The organism is Streptomyces sp. NPDC003023 (genome assembly GCF_042888225.1).
Lineage (GTDB): Bacteria > Actinomycetota > Actinomycetes > Streptomycetales > Streptomycetaceae > Streptomyces.
The window spans coordinates 13,980-35,016 of the sequence record NZ_JBIAPL010000004.1; the positions used below are offsets into that span (position 1 = coordinate 13,980).

At 69.6% G+C, this 21,037-nt stretch carries 21 protein-coding genes, 1 tRNA gene and 1 other RNA gene; 10 read left to right on the plus strand and 13 right to left on the minus strand.

Going from position 1 to position 21,037, the window contains the following annotated elements:
* Window positions 1-24: 24 nt before the first annotated feature.
* Window positions 25-123, minus strand: an RNA gene (gene ffs / locus ACFYV1_RS15080) — signal recognition particle sRNA small type.
* A 120-nt stretch (window positions 124-243) separates the two neighbouring features.
* On the opposite strand from ffs, the gene ACFYV1_RS15085 reads away from it, so the two are divergent.
* Window positions 244-331, plus strand: a tRNA-Ser gene (locus tag ACFYV1_RS15085).
* A gap of 115 nt (window positions 332-446) precedes the next feature.
* Here ACFYV1_RS15085 and ACFYV1_RS15090 read toward each other — a convergent pair.
* Window positions 447-614 carry a hypothetical protein gene (locus tag ACFYV1_RS15090; protein ID WP_389395910.1) on the minus strand — a complete coding sequence of 56 codons (168 nt, stop codon included), beginning with the start codon at window positions 612-614 and terminating at the stop codon, window positions 447-449.
* A 231-nt stretch (window positions 615-845) separates the two neighbouring features.
* Between ACFYV1_RS15090 and ACFYV1_RS15095 the strand changes: the two genes are divergently transcribed.
* Complete coding sequence (locus ACFYV1_RS15095) at window positions 846-2,273, plus strand: ATP-binding protein (RefSeq protein WP_389395911.1); 1,428 nt, start codon at window positions 846-848, stop codon at window positions 2,271-2,273.
* 403 nt (window positions 2,274-2,676) lie between these two features.
* On the plus strand, window positions 2,677-4,383 hold the full coding sequence (locus ACFYV1_RS15100) for a lysyl oxidase family protein (RefSeq protein WP_389395912.1): 1,707 nt from the start codon (window positions 2,677-2,679) through the stop codon (window positions 4,381-4,383).
* Between the two features lie 75 nt (window positions 4,384-4,458).
* On the opposite strand, the gene ACFYV1_RS15105 is transcribed toward ACFYV1_RS15100, so the two are convergent.
* The 10 genes from ACFYV1_RS15105 to ACFYV1_RS15150 all read right to left on the minus strand — a co-directional run bounded on the left by ACFYV1_RS15105 (window position 4,459) and on the right by ACFYV1_RS15150 (window position 13,400).
* On the minus strand, window positions 4,459-5,505 hold the full coding sequence (locus ACFYV1_RS15105; RefSeq protein WP_389395913.1) for a PDR/VanB family oxidoreductase: 1,047 nt from the start codon (window positions 5,503-5,505) through the stop codon (window positions 4,459-4,461).
* 16 nt (window positions 5,506-5,521) lie between these two features.
* Window positions 5,522-6,979, minus strand: coding sequence for a purine-cytosine permease family protein (locus tag ACFYV1_RS15110; RefSeq protein WP_389395914.1), 1,458 nt, complete (start codon window positions 6,977-6,979; stop codon window positions 5,522-5,524).
* Entirely contained in the window at window positions 6,976-7,275 is a 300-nt protein-coding gene (locus tag ACFYV1_RS15115; protein ID WP_389395915.1) for a Rieske (2Fe-2S) protein, read from the minus strand. The genes ACFYV1_RS15110 and ACFYV1_RS15115 overlap by 4 nt, the downstream gene beginning before the upstream one ends.
* Window positions 7,272-8,153, minus strand: a complete 882-nt coding sequence (locus ACFYV1_RS15120; RefSeq protein ID WP_389395916.1) for an iron-containing redox enzyme family protein — start codon at window positions 8,151-8,153, stop codon at window positions 7,272-7,274. The genes ACFYV1_RS15115 and ACFYV1_RS15120 overlap by 4 nt, the downstream gene beginning before the upstream one ends.
* Entirely contained in the window at window positions 8,153-8,938 is a 786-nt protein-coding gene (locus ACFYV1_RS15125) for a dihydrodipicolinate synthase family protein (protein WP_389395917.1), read from the minus strand. The genes ACFYV1_RS15120 and ACFYV1_RS15125 overlap by 1 nt, the downstream gene beginning before the upstream one ends.
* Before the next feature lie 11 nt (window positions 8,939-8,949).
* On the minus strand, window positions 8,950-9,453 hold the full coding sequence (locus tag ACFYV1_RS15130) for a DUF6190 family protein (protein WP_389395918.1): 504 nt from the start codon (window positions 9,451-9,453) through the stop codon (window positions 8,950-8,952).
* Window positions 9,443-10,636 carry an aminotransferase class I/II-fold pyridoxal phosphate-dependent enzyme gene (locus tag ACFYV1_RS15135; RefSeq protein WP_389395919.1) on the minus strand — a complete coding sequence of 398 codons (1,194 nt, stop codon included), beginning with the start codon at window positions 10,634-10,636 and terminating at the stop codon, window positions 9,443-9,445. Before ACFYV1_RS15135 ends, ACFYV1_RS15130 begins: the two co-directional genes overlap by 11 nt.
* A gap of 256 nt (window positions 10,637-10,892) precedes the next feature.
* Window positions 10,893-11,585 carry a DsbA family protein gene (locus ACFYV1_RS15140; RefSeq protein WP_389395920.1) on the minus strand — a complete coding sequence of 231 codons (693 nt, stop codon included), beginning with the start codon at window positions 11,583-11,585 and terminating at the stop codon, window positions 10,893-10,895.
* A 50-nt stretch (window positions 11,586-11,635) separates the two neighbouring features.
* Complete coding sequence (locus ACFYV1_RS15145; RefSeq protein WP_389395921.1) at window positions 11,636-12,442, minus strand: MBL fold metallo-hydrolase; 807 nt, start codon at window positions 12,440-12,442, stop codon at window positions 11,636-11,638.
* Window positions 12,443-12,461: 19 nt separating this feature from the next.
* Entirely contained in the window at window positions 12,462-13,400 is a 939-nt protein-coding gene (locus ACFYV1_RS15150; protein ID WP_389395922.1) for a DMT family transporter, read from the minus strand.
* Window positions 13,401-13,512: 112 nt separating this feature from the next.
* On the opposite strand from ACFYV1_RS15150, the gene ACFYV1_RS15155 reads away from it, so the two are divergent.
* Window positions 13,513-14,232, plus strand: coding sequence for a TetR/AcrR family transcriptional regulator (locus ACFYV1_RS15155; protein ID WP_389395923.1), 720 nt, complete (start codon window positions 13,513-13,515; stop codon window positions 14,230-14,232).
* Here ACFYV1_RS15155 and ACFYV1_RS15160 read toward each other — a convergent pair.
* Entirely contained in the window at window positions 14,220-14,864 is a 645-nt protein-coding gene (locus ACFYV1_RS15160; RefSeq protein ID WP_389395924.1) for a TetR family transcriptional regulator, read from the minus strand. The two genes, ACFYV1_RS15155 and ACFYV1_RS15160, sit on opposite strands and share 13 nt — an antisense overlap.
* 133 nt (window positions 14,865-14,997) lie before the next feature.
* Here ACFYV1_RS15160 and ACFYV1_RS15165 point away from each other — a divergent pair, with 133 nt between their 5' ends.
* The 6 genes from ACFYV1_RS15165 (at window position 14,998) to ACFYV1_RS15190 (ending at window position 20,849) form a co-directional block, all read left to right on the plus strand.
* A complete protein-coding gene (locus ACFYV1_RS15165; protein WP_389395925.1) occupies window positions 14,998-15,570 on the plus strand; it encodes a helix-turn-helix domain-containing protein in 573 nt (190 codons plus the stop codon).
* A gap of 472 nt (window positions 15,571-16,042) precedes the next feature.
* Window positions 16,043-16,459: a YciI family protein gene (locus ACFYV1_RS15170; protein WP_389395926.1), complete on the plus strand. Its 417-nt coding sequence runs from the start codon at window positions 16,043-16,045 to the stop codon at window positions 16,457-16,459.
* Complete coding sequence (locus ACFYV1_RS15175) at window positions 16,453-17,685, plus strand: RNA polymerase sigma factor (RefSeq protein ID WP_389395927.1); 1,233 nt, start codon at window positions 16,453-16,455, stop codon at window positions 17,683-17,685. The genes ACFYV1_RS15170 and ACFYV1_RS15175 overlap by 7 nt, the downstream gene beginning before the upstream one ends.
* A gap of 301 nt (window positions 17,686-17,986) precedes the next feature.
* Window positions 17,987-18,655, plus strand: a complete 669-nt coding sequence (locus tag ACFYV1_RS15180) for an HhH-GPD-type base excision DNA repair protein (RefSeq protein WP_389395928.1) — start codon at window positions 17,987-17,989, stop codon at window positions 18,653-18,655.
* 165 nt (window positions 18,656-18,820) lie between these two features.
* Complete coding sequence (locus tag ACFYV1_RS15185; RefSeq protein WP_389396428.1) at window positions 18,821-20,356, plus strand: M28 family metallopeptidase; 1,536 nt, start codon at window positions 18,821-18,823, stop codon at window positions 20,354-20,356.
* A gap of 196 nt (window positions 20,357-20,552) precedes the next feature.
* Window positions 20,553-20,849: a type II toxin-antitoxin system VapB family antitoxin gene (locus tag ACFYV1_RS15190; RefSeq protein WP_003955420.1), complete on the plus strand. Its 297-nt coding sequence runs from the start codon at window positions 20,553-20,555 to the stop codon at window positions 20,847-20,849.
* Window positions 20,850-21,037: the final 188 nt, after the last annotated feature.

Below are 21,037 nucleotides of genomic sequence, written 5' to 3' on the forward strand. Positions count from 1 at the left end.
ACCGGAGCCGCCACCGATCCCGGGAACGCGAACGCCCCCCACGCACCCGCCAGAGCCGACCTACCCTTGCTGCCTTCCGGCCCTGGGGGAGTTCAGTCAGATAGCGCCACGTGAGGGGCTGCGCCCAGGTTACCCGATGCCGAGGGGTGATCGTGCCGCCGGGCACCGGGCCGATCGAGGCCGCCGAACGTAGATCGCGAACAGGTTCGCGAGCACTCCTCAACGTCTTGTATTGTTTGCGGCGGAGGATTCGCCTAGTGGCCTAGGGCGCACGCTTGGAAAGCGTGTTGGGGGCAACCCCTCACGAGTTCGAATCTCGTATCCTCCGCCAGTGCCTCACCGGGCACGATGTCGAAGGGCCCCACCGTTCGCGGTGGGGCCCTTCGACGTGCCTGGTCTCAGTTGCCCCATGCGCCCGTCGCCACGGCACTTCGCAGCCGGGCCGCTCACAGCTGAAACGCGGCCCGTGGCTTGTTGTCCTGGAGGAGATCCAGGACACCCGGCTCCTCATCCGCGAAGATCCGGGGCGCTTCCTCGGACTCCGCCCTGCACAGCGCCGCACAGCAGACATCGGCGAACGGCTGGGTGCGCATGCGGTAGATCTTGCGGTGCATGCCTTGATGTCGCCGACGGTCCGGGCCTGCGATGAGGGCATGACACCACTTCGGAGAAGAGGGTGCCACGGCTCACTGGGGCTGGACGTGACGCCGCCACGGTGCCGCAGCCGGGACGCCGAGCGCGTCTTCACACTCTCCCGGTCCACGGAGTCATGGGCGTCGTACTCGGCGAAATAGTATCGGTAGCGATAGTATCTCTACGGATACCATTTCTCTCGGGGGCCTCGCATGCGGCGTTTCATCGGACGGGACCGCGAGCTCAACGTGCTCGGGCGGGCCCTGCGGTCGGTCGACGATGCCGTCGGCTCGGCGAAGCCGGGACAGTGCATCCTCATGCGCGGGCGGAGACGAGTCGGCAAATCCAGCCTTGTCGAAGAATTTCTCCGCCGCACCGAGGTGCCGTACCTGTTCTTCACCGCAGCGGGCGGCACGGCGGAGGACGAGCTGACGGAATTGCTCGACACCGTCGCCAGATCCACCCTGCCGGAGCGGGCACTGTTCTCGGACGAGACTCCAAAGCAGTGGACTGCGGCATTCAGGCTGCTCGCGGAGATCCTTCCCGACGACAGCCCAAGCGTGGTCGTCATGGACGAGGTTCCGTACCTCATGGACCGCATCGACGCCTTCGAGGGCATGCTCCAGCGGGCTTGGGACCGTCTGCTCAGCCGCAAACCCGTGCTCCTCCTCCTGGTCGGCTCCGACCTGTCGATGATGGAAGCGCTGAACAGCTACGACCGCCCCTTCCACCAGCGGGGCCGGGAAATGGTCGTGGGGCCGCTGAATCCGGCCGACATCGGCGAGATGCTCGGGCTTGAGCCGGCCGCCGCCTTCGACGCCGCCCTGATCACGGGCGGTCTTCCGCTGATCTGCGCGGAATGGCGCCCCGGAGCCGATGTCTGGGAGTTCCTCCGCGACTCGCTCGACAACCCGATCTCGGCGCTGCTGGTCTCCGCCGAGCGATCGCTTGCCGCGGAGTTTCCACCGCAGACCATGAGCCGGGAGGTCCTTCGGGCCATCGGAAGCGGCGAGAGGACCTTTACCAACATCGCTCGCGCGGCGGGCGGCATCGCCCACACGACTCTCACCCGAGCCACTGATGTCCTGACCGAGAAGCGGGTGGTGGCAGCCGAGCTGCCCCTCTCGCTGAGACCGTCGAAGGAACGCCGCTACCGCGTGGCCGATCCGTACCTACGGTTCTGGCTCGCCTTCCTGGATCCGCACATGGCGGAGATCGAGCGGATGCGGGGGGATCTCACACTGAGCCGGATCAAGGAGCAGTGGACGAGCTGGCGTGGGCGTGCGATCGAACCGCTCGTCCGGGATTCCCTTGCCCGCCTCCTGCCGGACGGGCTCCTGCCCGCCGCTCCGGCGATCGGCGGCTACTGGACCCGCAGCAACGACGTCGAAATCGACTTGGTCGGCGCCGATCGGCAGCCGGTGGCCAAGGAGTTGCTCTTCCTCGGTTCGGTCAAGTGGCTGGAGAACTCCGCGTTCGACAGCCATGACCTGGCCGCACTCCAGAAGCACCGGGCCGCGATCACCGACGAGCCGGTACCGCTCGTGGCGGTCTCGCGCAACGGGACCGCCTGTTCCGGGCTCGGGCTCCAGGCGGCGTACGGACCCGAAGAACTGCTGGGCGCCTGGCGCAGAGCGTGACCAGGGGCCGAACTCCTGTGGTTGCAGTTCTGGCCGCGTACGCCTCCGTCCGGGGCCGTCCGGACGAACAGTTGGAAAGCGTGTTGGGGGCAACCCTCACGAGTTCGAATCTCGTATCCTCCGCCAGTGCCTCACCGGGCACGAAGTCGAAGGGCCCCACCGCGAGCGGTGGGGCCCTTCGACTTCAACAGGCACTGACGCCGGATCGCGCCGCACACAAACCGTTTTGAGCCAACGATCCGTCGTCGACGCCCTGCGAGCCAACCTGCACACCCCTGAGCCCTTCTCACAGGCGGGAGACAGCTTCGCGACGGGGGGCCGCCCCACTCCGACCAGGGCGTCCGATTGTTTCCGCGGGCTGTTGATCCACCGTCCCATCAGGCACTTCGGACAACGAGGATTCATGACCAGATCCCACCATGCCCGCCTGTGGCGTCCCGCGATCGCCGCGGGCGCGGCCATCGCTGTCACCGCCGGAGTGGTCGCCGCCGCACCCGAAGCCGAAAAGGCACAGACCGCACCGAAGTTCAGTCTGATCGCCGCCTCCACGGCGGTCACACTCGACTCGTGGAAGGAAGAACCCGGCGTCTACCTCGACCTCGGGACGTACCTCACCGCAGAGAACAGCCCCCTCGAACTGAAGGTGACCCGCAAGTCCTACAAGGACCCGGTCGTCGCCAAGCAGATCATCCGCCGGGGGAACAGGATCGTCTCGACCAAGACCCTGCCCGCGGGCCTGGTGAAGGACTTCTCGGGACTGCCCGGCTTCGTAAGGATCACGATCGCCGACGCGGCCGGCAAGACCGTGATGACCAAGGACGAGGCGTTCTGCCCGAACAACGCCTCCGGCCGGGTACGCCCCGACGCCCCGGCCAAGTCGAAGTATCCGCAGAGCTGCCCCGTGAATCCGTTCACGCTCGGCTCGGTGTGGGGCGTCGAGAGCGGCTGGGCCTCCAACACGTACTCGGGCTACTACTCCGCCCCGGTCGTCCTCAAGGCAGGCACGTACACCGCCAAGGTGTCCGTCGCGAAGCGCTACCGCGACCTGTTCGGCATCGCGGACAAGCCGCAGACGATCAAGGTGACCGTCCGTGAGCGCAGTTGGGAGGACGGCACGCGTGCGTCCGCCGCCGGAGGGCATGGGGACCACCATGCGGCCGGGCACTCGGGGCACTCGGGACACGGCGTGATGCGCACTCCCGCGCCCGCCGCCGCGACCAGCGGCGCTGGTCCGTCCTACAACATGGGCCACGGGCCCTTCCCGCCCGCACCGCCCGCCCTGCCGTGGGCGCTCAAGAAGGAGGGCCTCCGGGCCGCGCAGGCGGGTGACGGGGCCGGGCGGACCGACGGCTCCCGGCAGGCGGCGGCACTGGCACCGAACGCGAACCGGCCGGCCGGCAAGGCGTCCGTACCGAACGTGCCGAAGCCCGACCTCCGCTCGCTGCCCGCCTACGGCATCCAGATCAGCGACGGCGGGGAGGAGGTCCCCGGCAAGGACTACCTGGCGTTCAGCGCCAACGTGTGGAACGCGGGCCCGGCACAGCTGGTGGTGGACGGCTTCCGCTCGCCCGGCAAGGAGCTGATGGACGCCTATCAGTACTTCTACGACGCGAACGGCAAGCAGGTCGGATACACCCCGACCGGCACCATGGAATGGGACCCTCGTCCGGGTCACGAGCACTGGCACTTCACCGACTTCGCCAGTTACCGGCTGCTCAAGGCCGACCAGAAGGAAGCGGTGCGCAGCGGCAAGGAGGCGTTCTGCCTGGCGAACACCGACGCCGTCGACTACACGGTGAAGAACGCCAACTGGCACCCCGAGAACACCGACCTGTCCACCGCGTGCGGCCAGGAGAACTCGATCTCCGTCCGTGAGGTGCTCGACGTGGGCTCCGGCGACACGTACACGCAGGACCTGCCCGGCCAGTCCTTCGACATCACCGATCTGCCCAACGGCACCTACTACATCCAGGTGCTGGCCAACCCGGAGAAGCGTCTGAAGGAGACGAACCTCGGCAACAACAGCGCGCTCCGCAAGGTCGTGCTGGGCGGCAAGCCGGGCGCCCGCACCGTGAAGGTGCCGGCGCACCACCTGGTCGACGCCAACTGACGGAGACGGCGACGCAGGGACGCCGGCCTTCGGGAGATCTCCCGGAGGCCGGCGTCATGGACGGCGGCATCGGGCTCAGAGGTCGAGGGTGAGGCGCCGGCTCCTCGACCGTCCGACGCAGATCATCATGGTGCTGTTGAAGGCCCGTTCGGCATCGGTGAGCACCGAGTCGCGGTGCTCGGGAAGGCCACCTACGACCTTCGTCTCGCAGGTCCCGCACCAGCCCTCCTCGCACGAGAACGCGACGCCGGGCACCGCCTCCCGCACCACGTCGAGCAGGGACCTGCCGGCCGGGACCTGGAGCGTACGGCCCGTGCGGCGCAGCTCCACCTCGAAGTGGCCCGCCCCCGTGTTCCCAAGAGGCCCGGAAGGCCCGGAAGGCCCGGAAGGCAGAACGGTGGCGCCCTCCGGAGCGGCGGCGTCCTCCGGGGCGCCACCGGCGTCAGGGGCGGTGAAGCGCTCCGTGTGCAGCGCGGCCCCCAGACGCGCACAGCGCTGCTCCACCGCCGCCAGCAGAGGCCCCGGGCCGCAGCAGTACACGGCCGTCCCCTCCGGGATCCCGCCCAGCGCGCGGTCCAGGTCGAGCATGCCGCGCGTGTCCTGCGGCACCAGCGTGACCTCTCCCCCGGGCAGCTCGGCGAGCTCGTCGCGGTACGCCATCGACGCGAGACTCCGGCCGCCGTAGTGCAGGGACCAGGGCACACCCTCGGCGGCCACCGCCCGCACCATGGGCAGCAGGGGTGTGATGCCGATGCCGCCGGCGACGAACACGTAGTGGTCCGCGGCAACCAGCGGGAACCGGTTGAACGGACCCCGTACGAGCAGGGTCCGGCCCTCGAGCGGCGTGCTGTGCAGTTCCTCGGACCCCCCTCTGCCGAAGGGCTGCCGCAGGACTCCGAGCCGGTACACGGCCGGGTCCGACGGATCGCCGCACAGCGAGTAGTGGCGCACCCGCCCCGACGGCAGCCGCACCTCCACATGCGCACCCGGTCGCCAGGGGGGCAGCACGGCACCTGCGGGATCGGTGAGGAACACGCCCAGTACGCCGTCGGCCTCCCGGACGGTCCCGCGGACGACGAGCTCACGGAACGACGCGCCGTCCTGGCGCGGGCCGCGTGTCACAGGTCGTTCCCTCCTGTCATGTCCGTCGGCTCCGGCCGGCGACGAGCGATGGCTCCGGCCGGAGCCGGCAGAGCAGTGCGTACACGACCGCGGCCACCGCGAAGGACACGGGAAGACTCAGGTCCACCCCGTCTGTCAGTCCGGTCAGGGGTCCTGTGTAGAGCGGGTTGTTGACCCACAGCAGTCCCGTGACGGCTCCCGCGGCGAAGGCCGCGAGAGCGCGCGGGTTCACCCCGCGCACGTACCAGTACCGCCCCTGCTGACCGTCTTCCGAGGCGAACGTACGCAGTTCCTCCGGCGCGTAACGGCCGCGGTGGAGGCGGTAGCCGACGGTGAGTACGGCGGCCCAGGGGGCCACGGCGGTCAGCAGCAGGGTGACGAACGCCGACATCGCGTCCATCGCCTCGTACACCACCGCTCCCAGGTACAGGACGACGAGCGCGAGCACCGCGACGACGGAGGTCACGACAGCGCGTGACGAGCGCCAGAACACCGAGTTCGCGGACAGACCCGCCGCGTACAGGCACAGCGCGCCCTGCGGCAGCGTCCCCGCGAACCCGAACAGCACGACCACGGTGGCGAACCAGCCGGGCACCGCGTCGGTGAGACCCTGCAGCCACGGCACACCGGGATCGGAGAAGAGCGTGGTCACGTACGCGCCGGTGAGCAGAGCGGCGAGGCTGCTCAGGAACATGGCCGCAGCGCTGTGCCGCACCACTGCCTTCATCGGGGTGCCCGCCCGCATGTACCGCGTGTAGTCGCCCTGGAAGGTGGCGTACGACAGCGGGACGGACGCGGACGCGGTGGCCGCCAGCAGCCAGGTGTGCAGACCGCTGCCCAGTACGGGGGTCCCGCCGCCGTAGCCCGCGTCGAACCGCGGGGCGAGGACCAGGACCAGACCGGCCAGTACGGCTCCGCCCGCCAGAGCGGTGACGCGGTAGGTCCGCACCAGGGCGGCATGGCCGCGGACGGCGACCACGGCGACGGCGCCGGCGGTGACGAGCATGGCGGCGGTCAGCGCGCCAGGCCCGGTGGGCGTCGAGAGGAGCCGGTGACCGGCGACCATCACGGCCGTGCCCCCGGTCCACACGGCGATCGCGAAGAAGCCGAGAGCCGTCACGACCGTGATGACGCTGCCGACGATCCGGCCGCGGACGCCGAAGTGGGCGCCGCTGGACATCGGGTCGTTCATCGCGGTGCGCACACCGAACCGGGCGAGGGGGGCGAGCAGCGCCGTGCCGACGGCCACACCGGCCGCGACGGCGGTGACCGAGTCCCACCACCCGAGCCCGAAGGTGATCGGCAGGGCGCCCAGGACCACGGTCCCGAAGGAGAACTGGGCCGACGGCCATATCCAGCGGAACTCCGCCGCGCCGAGGACGCGTTGGTCCTCCGGCACGGGTGCGATGCCGTCGTGGCCGGCCGCACGGGGCGGCGCCGTGGAAGGCGCCGCCCCCGCCGGGATCGTCGTCATGACGCTGCCTCGTGGGAGCCGGCGGTGCCGGCCTCCGGCAGGGCGTCGACGATCCGCAGAGGATCGCAGGCGGGCCCGGAGGTCCGCTCACCGCTTTGCAGGTCGAACGTCGAGTAGTGCAGCGGGCACTTGATGCGCAGGGTTCCGCCGTCGACGTATCCGAACCGGAGCTTTCCCCGGCGGTGCGGGCAGTGTGCGGCCGCCAGCACCTTGTGTCCGCCGGCCTCGACCAGCACGAGGTCGTCGGTCACCTGGCGCACGGTCGGGGCAGCCGCGGGCCCGGGGTCGGTGTTCATCGGACCCCCTCCCGGGCCCTCGCGACGGCAGCTTCGTTCGCCGCGTCGACGATGTCGCTGGTCAGCCGGACACCGGCCCAGATCTTCTTCAGGTCGGGCTCCTCCAGCGCCCGGACAGCCGCGCGCATGTGGTTGCTGTGGTAGGCGTCGATGTAGAGGTGTTCCGTGTAGTAGGCGTCGTTCCTGATGCCGAGCCTCCTGGCCGCGCGCGCGAAGCTCTGGAACCCGTACAGCACGCTGGACTCGAAGTAGGCGTATCCGCCGAGGAAGTACTCGGGCGTGGAGGCGCGGGTGGCGAGCCAGTGGAACATGTTGACGTACGCGTAGCTCTCCGCTCCGGTCCCTGCCAGGTAGGCGTCGAGGTCGGTGGTCATGCCCAGTTCGGTGAGCAGGTCCCGGTACAGCTGGGAGTGCGACTTCTCGTCGTTGCCGCAGCCGAGTTCGTCGATGAGGACCCGGAAGACGGCCATGCCGGAGCGGTAGGGGAGTCGCGGCACGACCGGCAGCAGGGACTCGGACTCGGTCAGCCCGTCGAGGGCGAACTGCGCGACCACGGCCTTGAACTGGCCGAGTGTGGCGTCGTTCGCGAGGAACGAGTGGCTCGCCGGGAGCTGGGCCTCCTCCTCAGCGAGGAACTCCTTCAGCGCCCGCAGCAGTTCGCCGGCCGACGCGAAGTCGGGTGCGGTGTCCTCGTGGTGGCGGGCCAGGGGCAGGATCCAGTCCTCCTCCAGCCCGATCATCGCTGCGTACCCCTCGGCGTCGGGAACCTCGCGGTAGAGCCGGTACAGCTGCCGCTGAGCGCTGTCGGTGACGACCGGCATGCCCGCCGTTCCGGCGGTGGCCCCGGCGGTGGCTGCGACGCTCGTGGTCGCGCCCATCACGACTCCTCGCAGACCGTGTCGGAGTCGATGACTCCCCGGGTCCGCAGTTCCTTCTTGACCCACCGGTACCAGTCGTCCTCGAACAGGCCGTGGCTCTCGCAGAAGGTGTCGATCTCCCTCTGCCGGTCCGGGGTGGGATCGACCAGCATCGCGTTGCACAGCGCGGGCTCGAGGTTGGCGAGCGGCCCGATGAAGCCGTCGACGCCGCGTACGTCGACGAGAAGGTTCTCCCATCCCTCGAAGACCGGCACCCCGGTGTCGGCCGCCGCCATCCGGCGGGTGAAGGCCGCGTCCCCGCTGGACTCCTTGATCCCGACCATGCCGGGTATCTCGCAGAGCCGCAGCAGTGTGTCGTACTCGATGCGGTTCCCTGACACGGCTTCCTCGTTGTAGAGGAAGACCGGGATGTCGGTGGCCGCTCGAAGGGCGCGGTAGTGCTCGACGATGTCGTCCTGGCTGACGTTCTTGCCGTACGGGGTGGTCACGACCACCGCGTCCGCGCCGAGTTCGGCGGCGGCGCGGGCCCTGGCGACGACCGAGGCCGTGTCGGGCAGCTGGATGCCGGCGAGGACCGGCAGCCCGAGCGAGTGGCGCACCGTGTGGGTGACGATGTCACGCCACTGCCCCTCGTCGAGCCTCCAGCCCTCGCCCGAGCTGAGAGCCGGCATCAGGGCCGTGACCTCGGGGTGCACGTACTCGACGAGCCGGGCGACGCTCTTCTCGTCGACGGCTCCGCTCTCGTCGAGCGGTGTGATGAGCGGGACGATGGTGCCGCTGTACATGTCTGTGCTCCTCAGAGTTCTTCGGATGCCACGGTCAGCACCAGGGAGTCCTGGTAGAGGCGTTCCAGCTCGGCGGGGAACACGGCGTCGTGCTCCGGGACCTCGAGCCGTGCGACGGGCAGGTCCCCGCGGTCCCGGAGCCGCGGGCTGACGGTGCGGAGGAGGCCGCCGCGCCGCATGACCTGGGCGACGAGGAGACGCTCGTGGGAGGGAAGGCCCTCGAGGCCGGGCGTGGTGAAGGCCCGGCGCACGTCCTCCTCCTCGTAACCGATGCGGGCGATGGCCATGTCGGTGTGCAGGACGTCCATGAACGGGTAGTAGGCGTCCTGCACTTCGCGTGTGAAGCCCCAGACCAGGTCGTCGCAGCGGCCGACCTGCTCCCAGCTCATCAGCACCCGGCCGGTGATCCGGCCGGCGAAGAACGCCTTGGAGACGGCGCGGACCGCGTCGTTCTTCGCGTGCATGCCCATGAACAGGGTGGCGTCGATGAAGTCGCCCGTAAGGTCAGCCGGCATAGCGCTCGAGCACCTTCTGCATGCGCTCCATGGCACCGGCGAACAGCTCGGGCTCGCGGGCGAGGGCCAGCCGCAGGTAGCGCTCGCCCTTCTCCGGGCTGTCCCAGTAGAAGAACGTGCCGGACAGGACATAGACCTCCTCGTCGAAGAGGACGGCCTGCAGCTCGGTGGCGGTGACGTGCTCGGGCCTGATCCTGAACCAGGCGACGCTGGTGCCGACCACCGGCTCCTGGAACTCCAGGATCGTGCCGTGCAGGGCCGCGCGGGCGGCGGCGCCGTTCGTCTCGATGATGTCGCGGACCGAGCCGAAGTCGTCCGCGATGGAGTCCTCCACGTACTGGGTGACCATGTTGAGGACGAACGGCGAGACGTTCAGCAGAACGCTGGTGTGGAGGTTGTAGACCTCTTCGTGGATGTCACGGCTGGCGGTGATCATGGCGCACTTGGCGTCCTGGATGGGCCAGGTCTTTCCGGTGTCCTCCATCACCATGTAGGTGACGCCCGAGTCCTCCAGCAGCCGGTAGATGTCGACCCGGCCGATCTTGTCGTCGCACAGGGCGAAGGAGGCGAAGCAGAAGTCCATCACCAGGACCTTGCCGTGGTCGACGCAGTAGCGCACGACCTCCCGGAAGCCGTCGAGCTGCTGGGCGAGGAGGGTGAAGCCGGTCGGGTTGTTGGGGTCCACGAGGTAGATGGCGTCGGCGTCGACGTTCTCCACCAGCCGGTCGTAGATGGACCCGGTCTCGTGCAGGGCGTGTTCGGGCACCGGGGATATCGGGACCTGCATGTTCCGCAGCAGGTCGACGAGGTTGTCGAAGCACGGTTCGACGAGCGCCACCGACAGGTCCCGCTGCTTGAGGTACATGCCGGCGACCATGGTCGCCACACTCGCCGAGTACGACAGCAGGGTGCGGCCCATCTCGCGGGCCGTGGGCTGGCGGTGCAGACGGAAGAAGGCGTCGAGGAACTGCTCCTCGAAGTGTGCCTGCTGTTTGCGCTCCGACTCGTACCAGAGCTCGGGGAGACTGGCGACGATGCGCTCCTGGGAGGCGGACTGACGCTGGTGGGTGTGGGCGTCGGCGAGGTTGAAGCGGGTCTTGAGTGCTTCGATCTCGTGCTGGGTGAGGTCCACGAAGGTGCTGACGTCTGCCTTGGCGTGCGCGGGAATTTGATTCACGGGCATGACAATCTCCCTGTGGGTTTCTGTTTAGGAATGCGGCTCCGACGTCCGGCCGGCCCCATCGGGCCGCGCCTCTCGAACCGCTACAGAAACGCTAGAAGATTCGCCCATCGATGCGAATCACGGCAGGATCACGCAATTAATAATCACCGACATGTTTTACGGCCGATAAAAGTGAACGACGTCCAGCCGTTCCACATCCGTGGAATGGCTGGACGTCGTTCACTTATTTACGGGGAAGTGGACCCCCGATAATCGATCAGCCGGTCGCGGCCGTCAGCAGAATGTCCTCGTAGACCTTGGGGTCGTCCGACTCGATCACCGGCCAGCCGATTCCGTACCCGCCCTCCCACCGCACGTCGATACCGGGGTTGGGGTGTTCCGTGCCGTCGGGCAGGAACAGATGCGGGCTGCAGTCGACGCTGTCGGTGCGGGCCGTCGCGGTGTGGTCGGAGAGCGTGCGCCTGGCCCGGCCGTCGTCCAGTGCCTCGGCGAGTGCCCCGGTGTCCACGGCACCTGTCTCGCGCGCCACGTCCATGATCACCTTGCGGTGGCTGATGCACCGCGACTCTGCCCAGAAGGCGCGCCGCAGGCCCAGGTCGAGCTGCTCGGACGCCTTGAGGCTCTGCTCCTTCGCGGCGAGCACGGCCTCCAGGGCGGGCAGCGTCGTCGAGGGATAGAGCCAGTCCTTGGCCTGCCACAACTGCCAGCCGGCCGTGGGTTCCAGGCTCGCCATCCTGGCGACCTCGCTGTCCGTGCCCGGGCGGGGGCTGGGGGCGTCGTTGAGCATCTCCAGCGGGAAGGCACGCAGGTCGAAGGCGACCTGGTCGTCCAGTCCGAGCCGGCTGCGTGTGGCGTGCAGCCGGTGGACCGCGATGTGCGCGAACGAACACCAGATGTCGGAGTAGACGGTGACGACCCCGCGTGCGGGATGGAGGGAGGTGTCGGGCATGGGCGCTCCTCGGGTGGGGCGGGGGGCCGGGCGGCTCCGGCCCCCGGCGGTTACGGGTGGGTGGTGGTGGCTTCGTGTGCTTCCAGGGCCGCCTCGAGGTCGAGGTCGGCGCCCGGCAGCCAGGCCGGCAGGGTGGGGATGCGGCCCATGGCGTCGAAGAGGGCCTCCACGGCGCGCCCCTCCGCGGTGGGTCCGTGTGCGCTCAGCAGCCGGGCGGGCCGCAGGGCGGCCAGCCCGGCGACGGTGCGGGCGAACTTCGCCGTGTCGACCAGCGAAGTCCACGGCGCTATGGCGCGGTTGAGGATGTCGAAGCCCTCGAAGAAATCCTTCGCGGGCGCGTCGAAGATGTTCTGCCCTGCTTCGGGAAGGACGGTTCCGAAACTGTCGGAACTGAACAGGGTCCCGTCAATGTGATCGAAGACGGCGAGAGTGCCCGGTGAATCGAAAGTAGGCGGTCGATGGAATCCGAGTTCACGTCCTCCCACTTTCATTCGTTGCCCCGGGTTCACCGTGACAACCCTTTCCCGCGGAATGAAAAATTCCTCACTCAGTCGTGTGAGCGATATCCCGTTGGTTATGACCGTGGCATCGGGAGCGGCCTCGAGGATGCGCGTCAGACTTCCCGTGTGGTCCCGGTCGTCGTGCGTGACGACGACCCACTTGAGGTCGCAGGGGTCGACCAGGGACCAGAGGGCCGCTTCGAAGCCGTCGCGGTCGACGGGCATTCCGGTGTCGATCAGGATCGGCGCGTCGCCGCGCAGCAGGAACGCGTTGACCGGCTGATCCCCGAGGTCCGGTATGGGCAGTGCCGAGGGGAGGACGTGCAGGTCGGGCCCTGCCGTGTAGCTCTCTTTCACGGGATGCCTTTCGTGACGCTCACACGAGCTGGATGGTGAGGGAGCCGGCGAGCAGAAGTCCGAGGCCGACCAGCCGAGGGGTCGTCAGCGACCGCTTGGGCAGCCGGAAGAGGCCGCGGTGGTCGATGAGGGCGGAGGTGAGCTGCTGGCCGGTCACGGTCAGTGCGATGGTCACGGCGGCGCCGATGGACGGGATGAGCAGGAAGGTGCCGGTGACGTAGGCGGCGGCGCAGGCTCCGCCGAGCCATCCCCACCACGGCATCTTCCGCAGCGGGGCGACCTTCGGCTTGGGGGTCCGCCGGGTCGCGTACAGGACGAGGAGCACCACGGCGATGGTGAAGGTGGCCACCGCGAAGCTGATGACGGCGACGGTCAGCGGGTTGTCCAGCCCGTCGCGCAGCTGTGCGTTGACCGCGCCCTGCACGGGCAGCACACCGCCGGCCACGATGCCGAGGGCGAGCCAGCCGACGCGCCCGGCCCCGGAGGTCTTGGGCCCGCCGGCTCCGGCGGCGGCTTTCTGCCCCTTGATGATCACGACGATGCCCGCGAGGACGGCGACGGCGCCGAGCACCATCGCGACACTGAGGTCCTTCTGCTCCAGACCGAACAGCCCGAAGAGGTCCAGGGCGAGCGAGGCGAACATCTGGCCGGCCACGAAGAGTCCGACAGCGGCAAGGGCTCCCAGTCGCGGGAAGAGCAGGATGCCGCTGGTGATGTAGAGCGGACTGGCCAGACCGCCCAGCAGTTGCCAGCCCTCCACGTCCGGCAGCCTGCCGAACGCGCCGAGCGCGCCGGCCGCCACGGCGAGGGCCAGCAGCAGGCCGGTGGCCACGCTCAGCTGGATGGTCGACGCACCGTACGGGGTGCCGACGGCGGAGTTGAGCTGGAGATTCACCGAGGCCTGGACGGCCAGGAGGCAGCCGACCAGGAGGGCCGCGGCGAGAAGCGCGGTGTGCATCTGTCTTCTCCTAGAACGGGTCAAGTGGACAGTGTGTCCGTTTACCATATACAGGAATCATGGAAGCGGACAAGGTGTCCACTTAATCCAGAGGTGAAGGTAAGGTCGGCCCATGAGCGATCACGGCGAGCACCGGGGACGGAAAGAGGCGCACTCCGGCGGGCAGCCGACGGGAGACCGGCGAGAAGAATCCCCCGGCCGGGCGGTTCACCGCGCCGAGGGCCTCGGTGACCTGCAGGCGCCGACCGACAGGCCCGCCCCGCCCCGCCAACGCGCGGACGCGGTCCGCAACCGCGCCCAGATCCTGGCCGCGGCCGAGCAGCTCTTCGCGGAGAAGGACCCGCGCACGGTCACCATGGACCAGATCGCGAAGGCGGCGAACGTCGGACGGGCCACGCTGTACCGGCGTTTTCCCGACACTTCCTCGATCGCGGTGGCGCTGCTCGACGAGCACGAGCGCCGGCTCCAGGGCCAGCTCATCTACGGCCCGCCGCCGCTCGGCCCCGGCGCGCCCGCCGCCGAGCGGCTCTCGGCCTTCTACCTGGCCATGCTCGATCTGCTGGAGCACCATCTGCCCCTGGCCCTCGGTGCGGAGACGGGCCGGGCGCGCTTCACGACGGGCGCGTACGGGTTCTGGCGCATCCATGTCCGCACCCTGCTCGTGGACGGCGGCGTGCAGGACCCCGACGCGCTCATCGACATCGCGCTCGGCCCGCTGGCTCCGGAGCTCTATCAGTTCCAGCGCCATGAACTCGGTCTGGAGGCCGGGCGGATCGCCCAGAGCCTGAGCCTGTTCGCCCGGCGGCTGCTCGGCCCCGCTCAGGCCGGCTGACAGCCGCCCTCCGGTACGAGCCCGGGCAGGACGAGCCCCCAGATCCGCTCCAGCCGCTCCCTCGGCGGCCCGTCCAACGCGCCCGCCGCCCCCAGCCACTGCTCGTCACCGCGTGCGCTGGGGTTGCGCATCGCCAGCTCCACACCGGTGACCACGTAGCAGATCAGTGCCGTCACCGCGGTGGCGTCCGCGCCGCTTCGCAGCATCCCGCCCCGGTCCGCCGCCCTGACCAGCCTGGCCACCTCGCGCCGCCAGGGGCAGGACAGATCGGCCGTCTCGCCGGGTTCCAGTTCCCGCGCGAGCCGTTCGCCCGCCCGCGCCACGGCCTCCGTCTCGAACAGCTGGATGAGCGAGTCGGTCGTCGTCACGAGCTTCTGGATGGGTGTCTCGCTCCGCTCGTCCGCCGCCTCGATCGCCCGGCGGGTGACGGAGCGAGCCCGCTGACGTACCGCTTCCGCGAGGTGGCTCTTCGTACGGAAGTGGAAGGCCAGTGCGCCGGTCGTCAACTTCGCCTCGGCGCCGATGGCGCCGAGCGAGGTGCGTTCGTAGCCATCTCTGTCGAACACCTGCGCCGCGGCGCTCAGGATGCGCTGCCGCGTCAGCTCGGCCCTCTGCTGGATCGCCAATGTCACTCCCCCGTGGGTAACTGGCCGGTTCAGGGAGCGAACCAGCCAACTCGCCTATCTGCACAGTGAGTTGAACGTTCCGGTGCAGCAGACTGTAGCGCATCGAATTGAACTCTTCGTGCAAAATATTGGACTAGATGTGACCAACCTCGTTCAGCTCACGCAGTCGCTCGCCCGCAACCTCCGGCACTGGCGGGCCGTCCGCGGACTCACCCTCGACGCACTCGCGGACCGTGCCGGGGTCAGCCGCGGCATGGTCATCCAGATCGAGCAGGCGCGCACCAACCCGAGCCTCGGCACCACGGTCAAGCTCGCCGACGCCCTCGGCCTCAACGTGGCCGCACTGCTCGACCAGGAACAGGACAGCCGGGTGCGCGTCGTCCCCGAGGCCGAGGCGGTACGCCTGTGGTCGACGGCCGCGGGCAGCAGCGGCACGCTGCTCGTCGGCGTCGAGGCACGGGGTGCGTTCGAACTCTGGCAGTGGCGGCTGCGGCCCGGCGAGAGCAGCGCCTCCGACCCGCACCCACCGGGAACGGTCGAGCTGCTGCACGTCACCGCGGGCGAACTCACTCTCGCCGTCGCAGGAACCGACCACACATTGCCGGCCGGCTGCTCCGCCGCCGTCGAGGCCGACGTGCCGCACTCGTACCGCAACGACGGCCAGGAGACCGTCGACCTGGTGATGGCCGCCACCGTCCCGCCCACGCACTGACGTGTGCCGGCCCGCTCACTCCCCACGTGAACACACTGCCTCCAGTGATGGCCTCCGCCACGCATCGTGACGGCCCGCATGGCGTCCGTGACGGTATCCGGCAGGTCGGACCCGGTCCACGCCACGCCGGTGCCTTGGCTGGAACCGGCCGGGTGACGCGCGTCAACCACCCGCTCAGGCGAAACGAGCGGCAGGGACAAGAACGACCGCGCAGGACCATCCGGACAGGAAGATCCCGGCCCCGCAGACGACGCCGATGCACGTTTGTCACACGGCTCCCGAACGGCTGCGAGCCTGGACGATGCCGGAGGACACCGTTCCACAACCGGCACCGGCGCAACCTGACCGGAAGGGCTCGGTGGAACGGCGGAAAAAAATCCCGCGCGCCGTGTCGAGAACGCCTCTCCGGCTCCGACGTCTCCTGTGAGAGTTGCCCGCAGGAGGGCGACCATCCGGCCAGAAGGAGCGAGTCATGAAGTACCTGGTGATGGTTCAGGGCACGCAGGCTGACAGCGAAGCGATGCGCGGCAACGGCACGAAGAACGCCCCGGCCTGGAGCGAGAAGGAGATCCAGGCCATGTTCTCGTTCATGCAGAGCATCAACGACGACCTCGCCGAGTCCGGGGAGTTCGTCGACGGCCAGGGACTGGCCGAACCGGCGCAGGCCCGTCACGTCACGGCCGGCAAGGACGGCCGGCCCGTGATCACGGACGGCCCGTACGGCGAGACGAAGGAGGTGCTCGCCGGGTACTGGGTGCTGGACTGCGCGAGCCTGGACCGGGTGACGGAGATCGCGGCCCGTGTCACCCAGTGCCCGGTCCCCGAGGGCACCACCCAGTACCCCGTGGTCATCCGGCCGATCATGGAGGGCGGAGGCGACGTGTGCTGACCACGACCGAGGTCGAGGACCTGCTGCGCCGGCACGCGCCGCAGGTCCTCGGCGCGCTGGTACGCAGATACGGCCACTTCGACCTGGCGGAGGACGCCGTTCAGGAGGCGCTGCTGGCGGCGGCGCAGCAGTGGCCGGTGGGCGGCGTGCCCGACAACCCGCGGGGCTGGCTCATCAGGGTCGCTTCCCGCCGCCTCACGGACCTGCTGCGGAGCGAGGAGGCACGGCACCGGCGCGAGGAGACCGCCGGCCGGCTCGCCCCGCGCGACGCGTTCACGGCACCGCCGCCCGGTGAGGGGCGGGCACCGTCAGAGGACGACACGCTCACGCTTCTCTTCCTGTGCTGCCATCCCGGTCTGAGCCCCACCGCACAGATCGCGCTGACCCTCCGGGCCGTGGGCGGACTGACGACTGCCGAGATCGCGCGGGCGCACCTCGTGCCGGAAGCCACGATGGCGCAGCGGATCAGCCGGGCGAAGCAGCGGATGAACGGCGTGCCGTTCCGGCAGCCGGGCCCGCAGGACCGTGACGCCCGGCTGGCGGCCGTGCTCCAGGTGCTCTACCTGATCTTCAACGAGGGGTACACGGCCACGTCGGGCCGTGATCTGCACCGCGCGGACCTGGCGGCGGAGGCGATCCGGCTGGCCCGCGCCGTACGCCGGCTGCTGCCGGGGGAAGGCCCGGTCACCGGGCTGCTGGCACTGATGCTGCTCACCGAGGCCCGCAGCGCGGCCCGCACCGGCCCGAACGGCGAACTGATCCCGCTCGACGAGCAGGACCGCACACGCTGGGACCGCGCGGCGATCGCCGAGGGCACCGCCCTGGTGGAGGAAGCCCTGGCGCAGGGGCCGGCGGGGCCGTACCAACTGCAGGCGGCGATCGCCGCGTTGCACGACGAGGCCCCGCGCGCCGAGGAGACCGACTGGCCGCAGATCCTCGCCCTGTACGACATTCTCGTGGCCCGCGCCCCGGAACCGATGGCCGAGCTCGGCCGGGCCGTGGCGACGGCCATGGTGCACGGCCCGCGTGCCGGCCTGGCCGAGGTGGCCCGCCTGGAAAGCGGGCTGACCGGCAATCACCGGCTCGAAGCCGTACGGGCACATCTGCTGGAGAGGGCCGGCGACCTCGAGGAGGCCGAGGCGGCCTATCGGTCTGCGGCCGGCCGCACGCTGAGCATCCCCGAGGCGCGCTACCTCCGGGCCCGGGCCACCCGGCTGCGCCCCTGATGGACGGTGCGGCACCTGCCGCGGCGGTGAGGGCTGTCCCGCAATCCCCGCTGGGCGATCCATCGTGGATTGCGGGACAGCCCCTACGCACTCGTTCGTGTGCCACAAACCGGACAACGCACCGGCCGCACCGGAAGCCCGCGCTCATGAGCCGCGGACGACCGAACGCACCGGTACACACCGGACCGGGCGCGGCACCGTCGCCCGACGTGCTCGTACGCGTTCGGCCGGACGCGGCGCTGCCGCCGGACGGGCCGGACCTTCACTGGCGGCACCCCTGTCTCCGGGTGATCATCAGGGCATGAGAGCCACGATCCACCTCGCCCAGCAACCGGAGGCCGACGAACTCCTCGGCCGCAGCCCGCTCGCCGCCCTGGTCGGGATGCTCCTCGACCAGCAGATCCCGATGGAGTGGGCGTTCACCGGCCCGTACACCCTGGCGCGGCGCCTGGGCGCCGACGATCTGGACGCCGCCGAGATCGCCGCCTTCGATCCGGACGCGTTCACCGAGCTGCTGGTGGAGAAACCGGCCGTGCACCGCTATCCGGCGTCGATGGCCAAGCGGGTGCAGGAACTGTGCCAGTTCCTCGTCGACGAGTACGGCGGCGACGCGAGCGCGGTCTGGACGGACGCGCCGAGCGGGGCGGAGCTGCTGGCGCGGCTGAAGGCGCTGCCCGGCTTCGGCGAGCAGAAGGCACAGATCTTCCTGGCGCTGCTGGGCAAGCAGTACGGCGTACGGCCCGAGGGCTGGCGGGAGGCCGCCGGTGCGTACGGCGAGGAGGACTCCTACCGGTCGGCGGCCGACATCACCGGTCCTGAGTCGCTCGCCAGGGTGCGGGCGTACAAGCAGGAGAAGAAGGCCGCCGCCAAGGCGGCCAAGGCCGCACAGACCGCCCGGACAGTGAAGGCGACGAAAGCTGCTCCGACGGCCAAATCCGGCAAGACCGCGAAGTCACCCAAGAAGCCGTGATGAGCGACGGGTTGAAGTGGATGAAGGGCTTCCGTGTGCGGATGGGACGAAATGCGCCATGAGTTGTGGCGCAGGTGTTCCCACAGGCCGTGTAGATCGCTAGCTTCCCCTCAACCCTCGTTCACATCGGGAAGGACCTCTGTGAAGGAAACCCGTCGCAGAGCCGTGGCCACCATGGCCGCAGCCGCACTCGCGACCCCGCTCCTGCTGGCCTCCGCCTCCCCGTCCGCTGCACAGCGCCAGGCTCCGGGAGACCGGGCCGCCATGGACGCGTCGAAGCTGGCACGGAAGCTGGTCCAGAAGGTGTCCGCGGACGACGCTTTCGAGCACCTCGAGAAGTTCCAGCAGATAGCGGACAGTACGGGCGGCCACCGCGCCGCCGGCTCGCTCGGTCACGACGCGTCCGCCGCGTACGTGTACCAGCAGATGAAGAAGCTCGGCTACAACGTCTCCTACCAGCGCTTCGAGTTCATCTACACGGAGACGCTGGCAGAGAAGCTGTCCGTGGTCTCGCCGACGCCCCGCGACGTCGAGATCGCCGCCATGACGTACACCAAGTCCACCCCGGTCGGCGGCATCAGGGCCGACGTGGCGGCCGTGCCGGTGGACGACACGACCGGATGCGAGGCGGCCGACTACGCGTCCGGCACCTTCACCGGCAAGATCGCGCTGATCAAGCGCGGCGGCTGCACCTTCGCCGCCAAGCAGGCCGCCGCGGCCGAGGCGGGCGCGATCGGCGCGATCGTCTACAACAACACCGACGGAGCTCTCTCCGGCACCCTGGGCGACCAGGCGTCCGCGAAGATCCCGACCGGTGGCGTCAGCCGGGCCGAGGGCGAGAAGCTCGCCGCCGACCTCGCCAAGGGTCCGCTGACCGTCTCCTTCGAGGTCCGTGAGCTCCAGGAGCAGCGCAGCACCAACAACGTGATCGCGGAGACCCGTAGGGGCAACGCGGCCAACACCGTGATGCTCGGCGCGCACCTCGACTCGGTGACCGCGGGCCCCGGCATCAACGACAACGGCTCCGGCTCCGCCGGTCTGCTCGAGGTCGCCGAGGAGCTCGCCAAGCGGGAGAAGAGCCCCGCCAACAAGGTGCGCTTCGCCTGGTGGTCGGCGGAGGAGAACGGCCTGCTCGGCTCCGAGCACTACGTCGCTGACCTCAGCGACCTGGGCAAGAAGGAGATCAAGCTCTACCTCAACTTCGACATGATCGCGTCGCCGAACTACGGACTCTTCGTGTACGACGGCGACGACTCCGACGGCGTGGGCGCCGGTGCCGGCCCGGCCGGCTCCGCGCAGCTCGAGCGGGACATCAACGAGTTCCTCGACAAGCAGGACACCCCGCACGAGGGCACCGACTTCACCGGCCGCTCGGACTACGGGCCGTTCATCGAGGTCGGCATCCCGTCCGGTGGCACGTTCACCGGAGCCGAGGGCATCAAGACCGAGGCGCAGGCAAAGAAGTTCGGCGGCGTCGCGGGCCTCGCGTACGACCCGAACTACCACGCCGCCGGCGACGACATCAGCAACATCAACATGGAGGCGTTCGCGGTCAACATCGGCGTCATCGCCAACGCCGTGGGCACCTACGCCCACGACATCAGTTCGCTGCGCAAGCCCGTCACGACCGTCCCCACGGACGGCGACGCGGGCAGCGGCGGCGGCCTGCACGACGGCCACGACCACGAGGTGACCGAGTAGCACCCCCGGTAAGGACGGTCGCGGCGCGCCGCGGGCTCGATGCCCGCGGCGCGCCGTTTTCGTGAAGGCAACCCCCGTCCGGCACGCACGCATCCCTCGCGCGACCACGTGTTTCCCCGGTTTGTGAAGATTCGACCAGGATCTCGCTGTGGTTCCATGGCTGCGCCATGAGGGTCCTGGCCGGTAGGCTTTCCGTGTGATCTTCAAGCGCATCGGTAACGGGCGGCCGTATCCCGACCACGGCCGGGAAAGCACCCGGCAGTGGGCGGATGTCGCGCCGCGCCCGGTCCGCCTCGATCAGCTCGTGACCACCAAGGGCCAGCTGGATCTCGAGACGCTGCTCGCGGAGGACTCCACGTTCTACGGGGACCTCTTCGCACACGTCGTGAAGTGGCAGGGCGACCTCTATCTGGAGGACGGCCTGCACCGGGCGGTGCGAGCCGCCCTCCAGCAGCGGCAGGTGCTGCACGCCCGCGTTCTCGAGCTGGGCTGAGCGGACCCGCCCGACGGCCGGTCACCGGCTGCCTCTGAGCCGCACCCGCGGCTCGGGCGGTCGGCGGTGTCCGGACGGCGGGCACCGCGGCGGGCGGCTGAACCTTCCCGGGGGTCCTTTCGGGTCCTTTCGGGTCCTTTCGGGTCCTTTCGGCACCGTACGGACGCAATCCGCTGATCGTTTAGTAG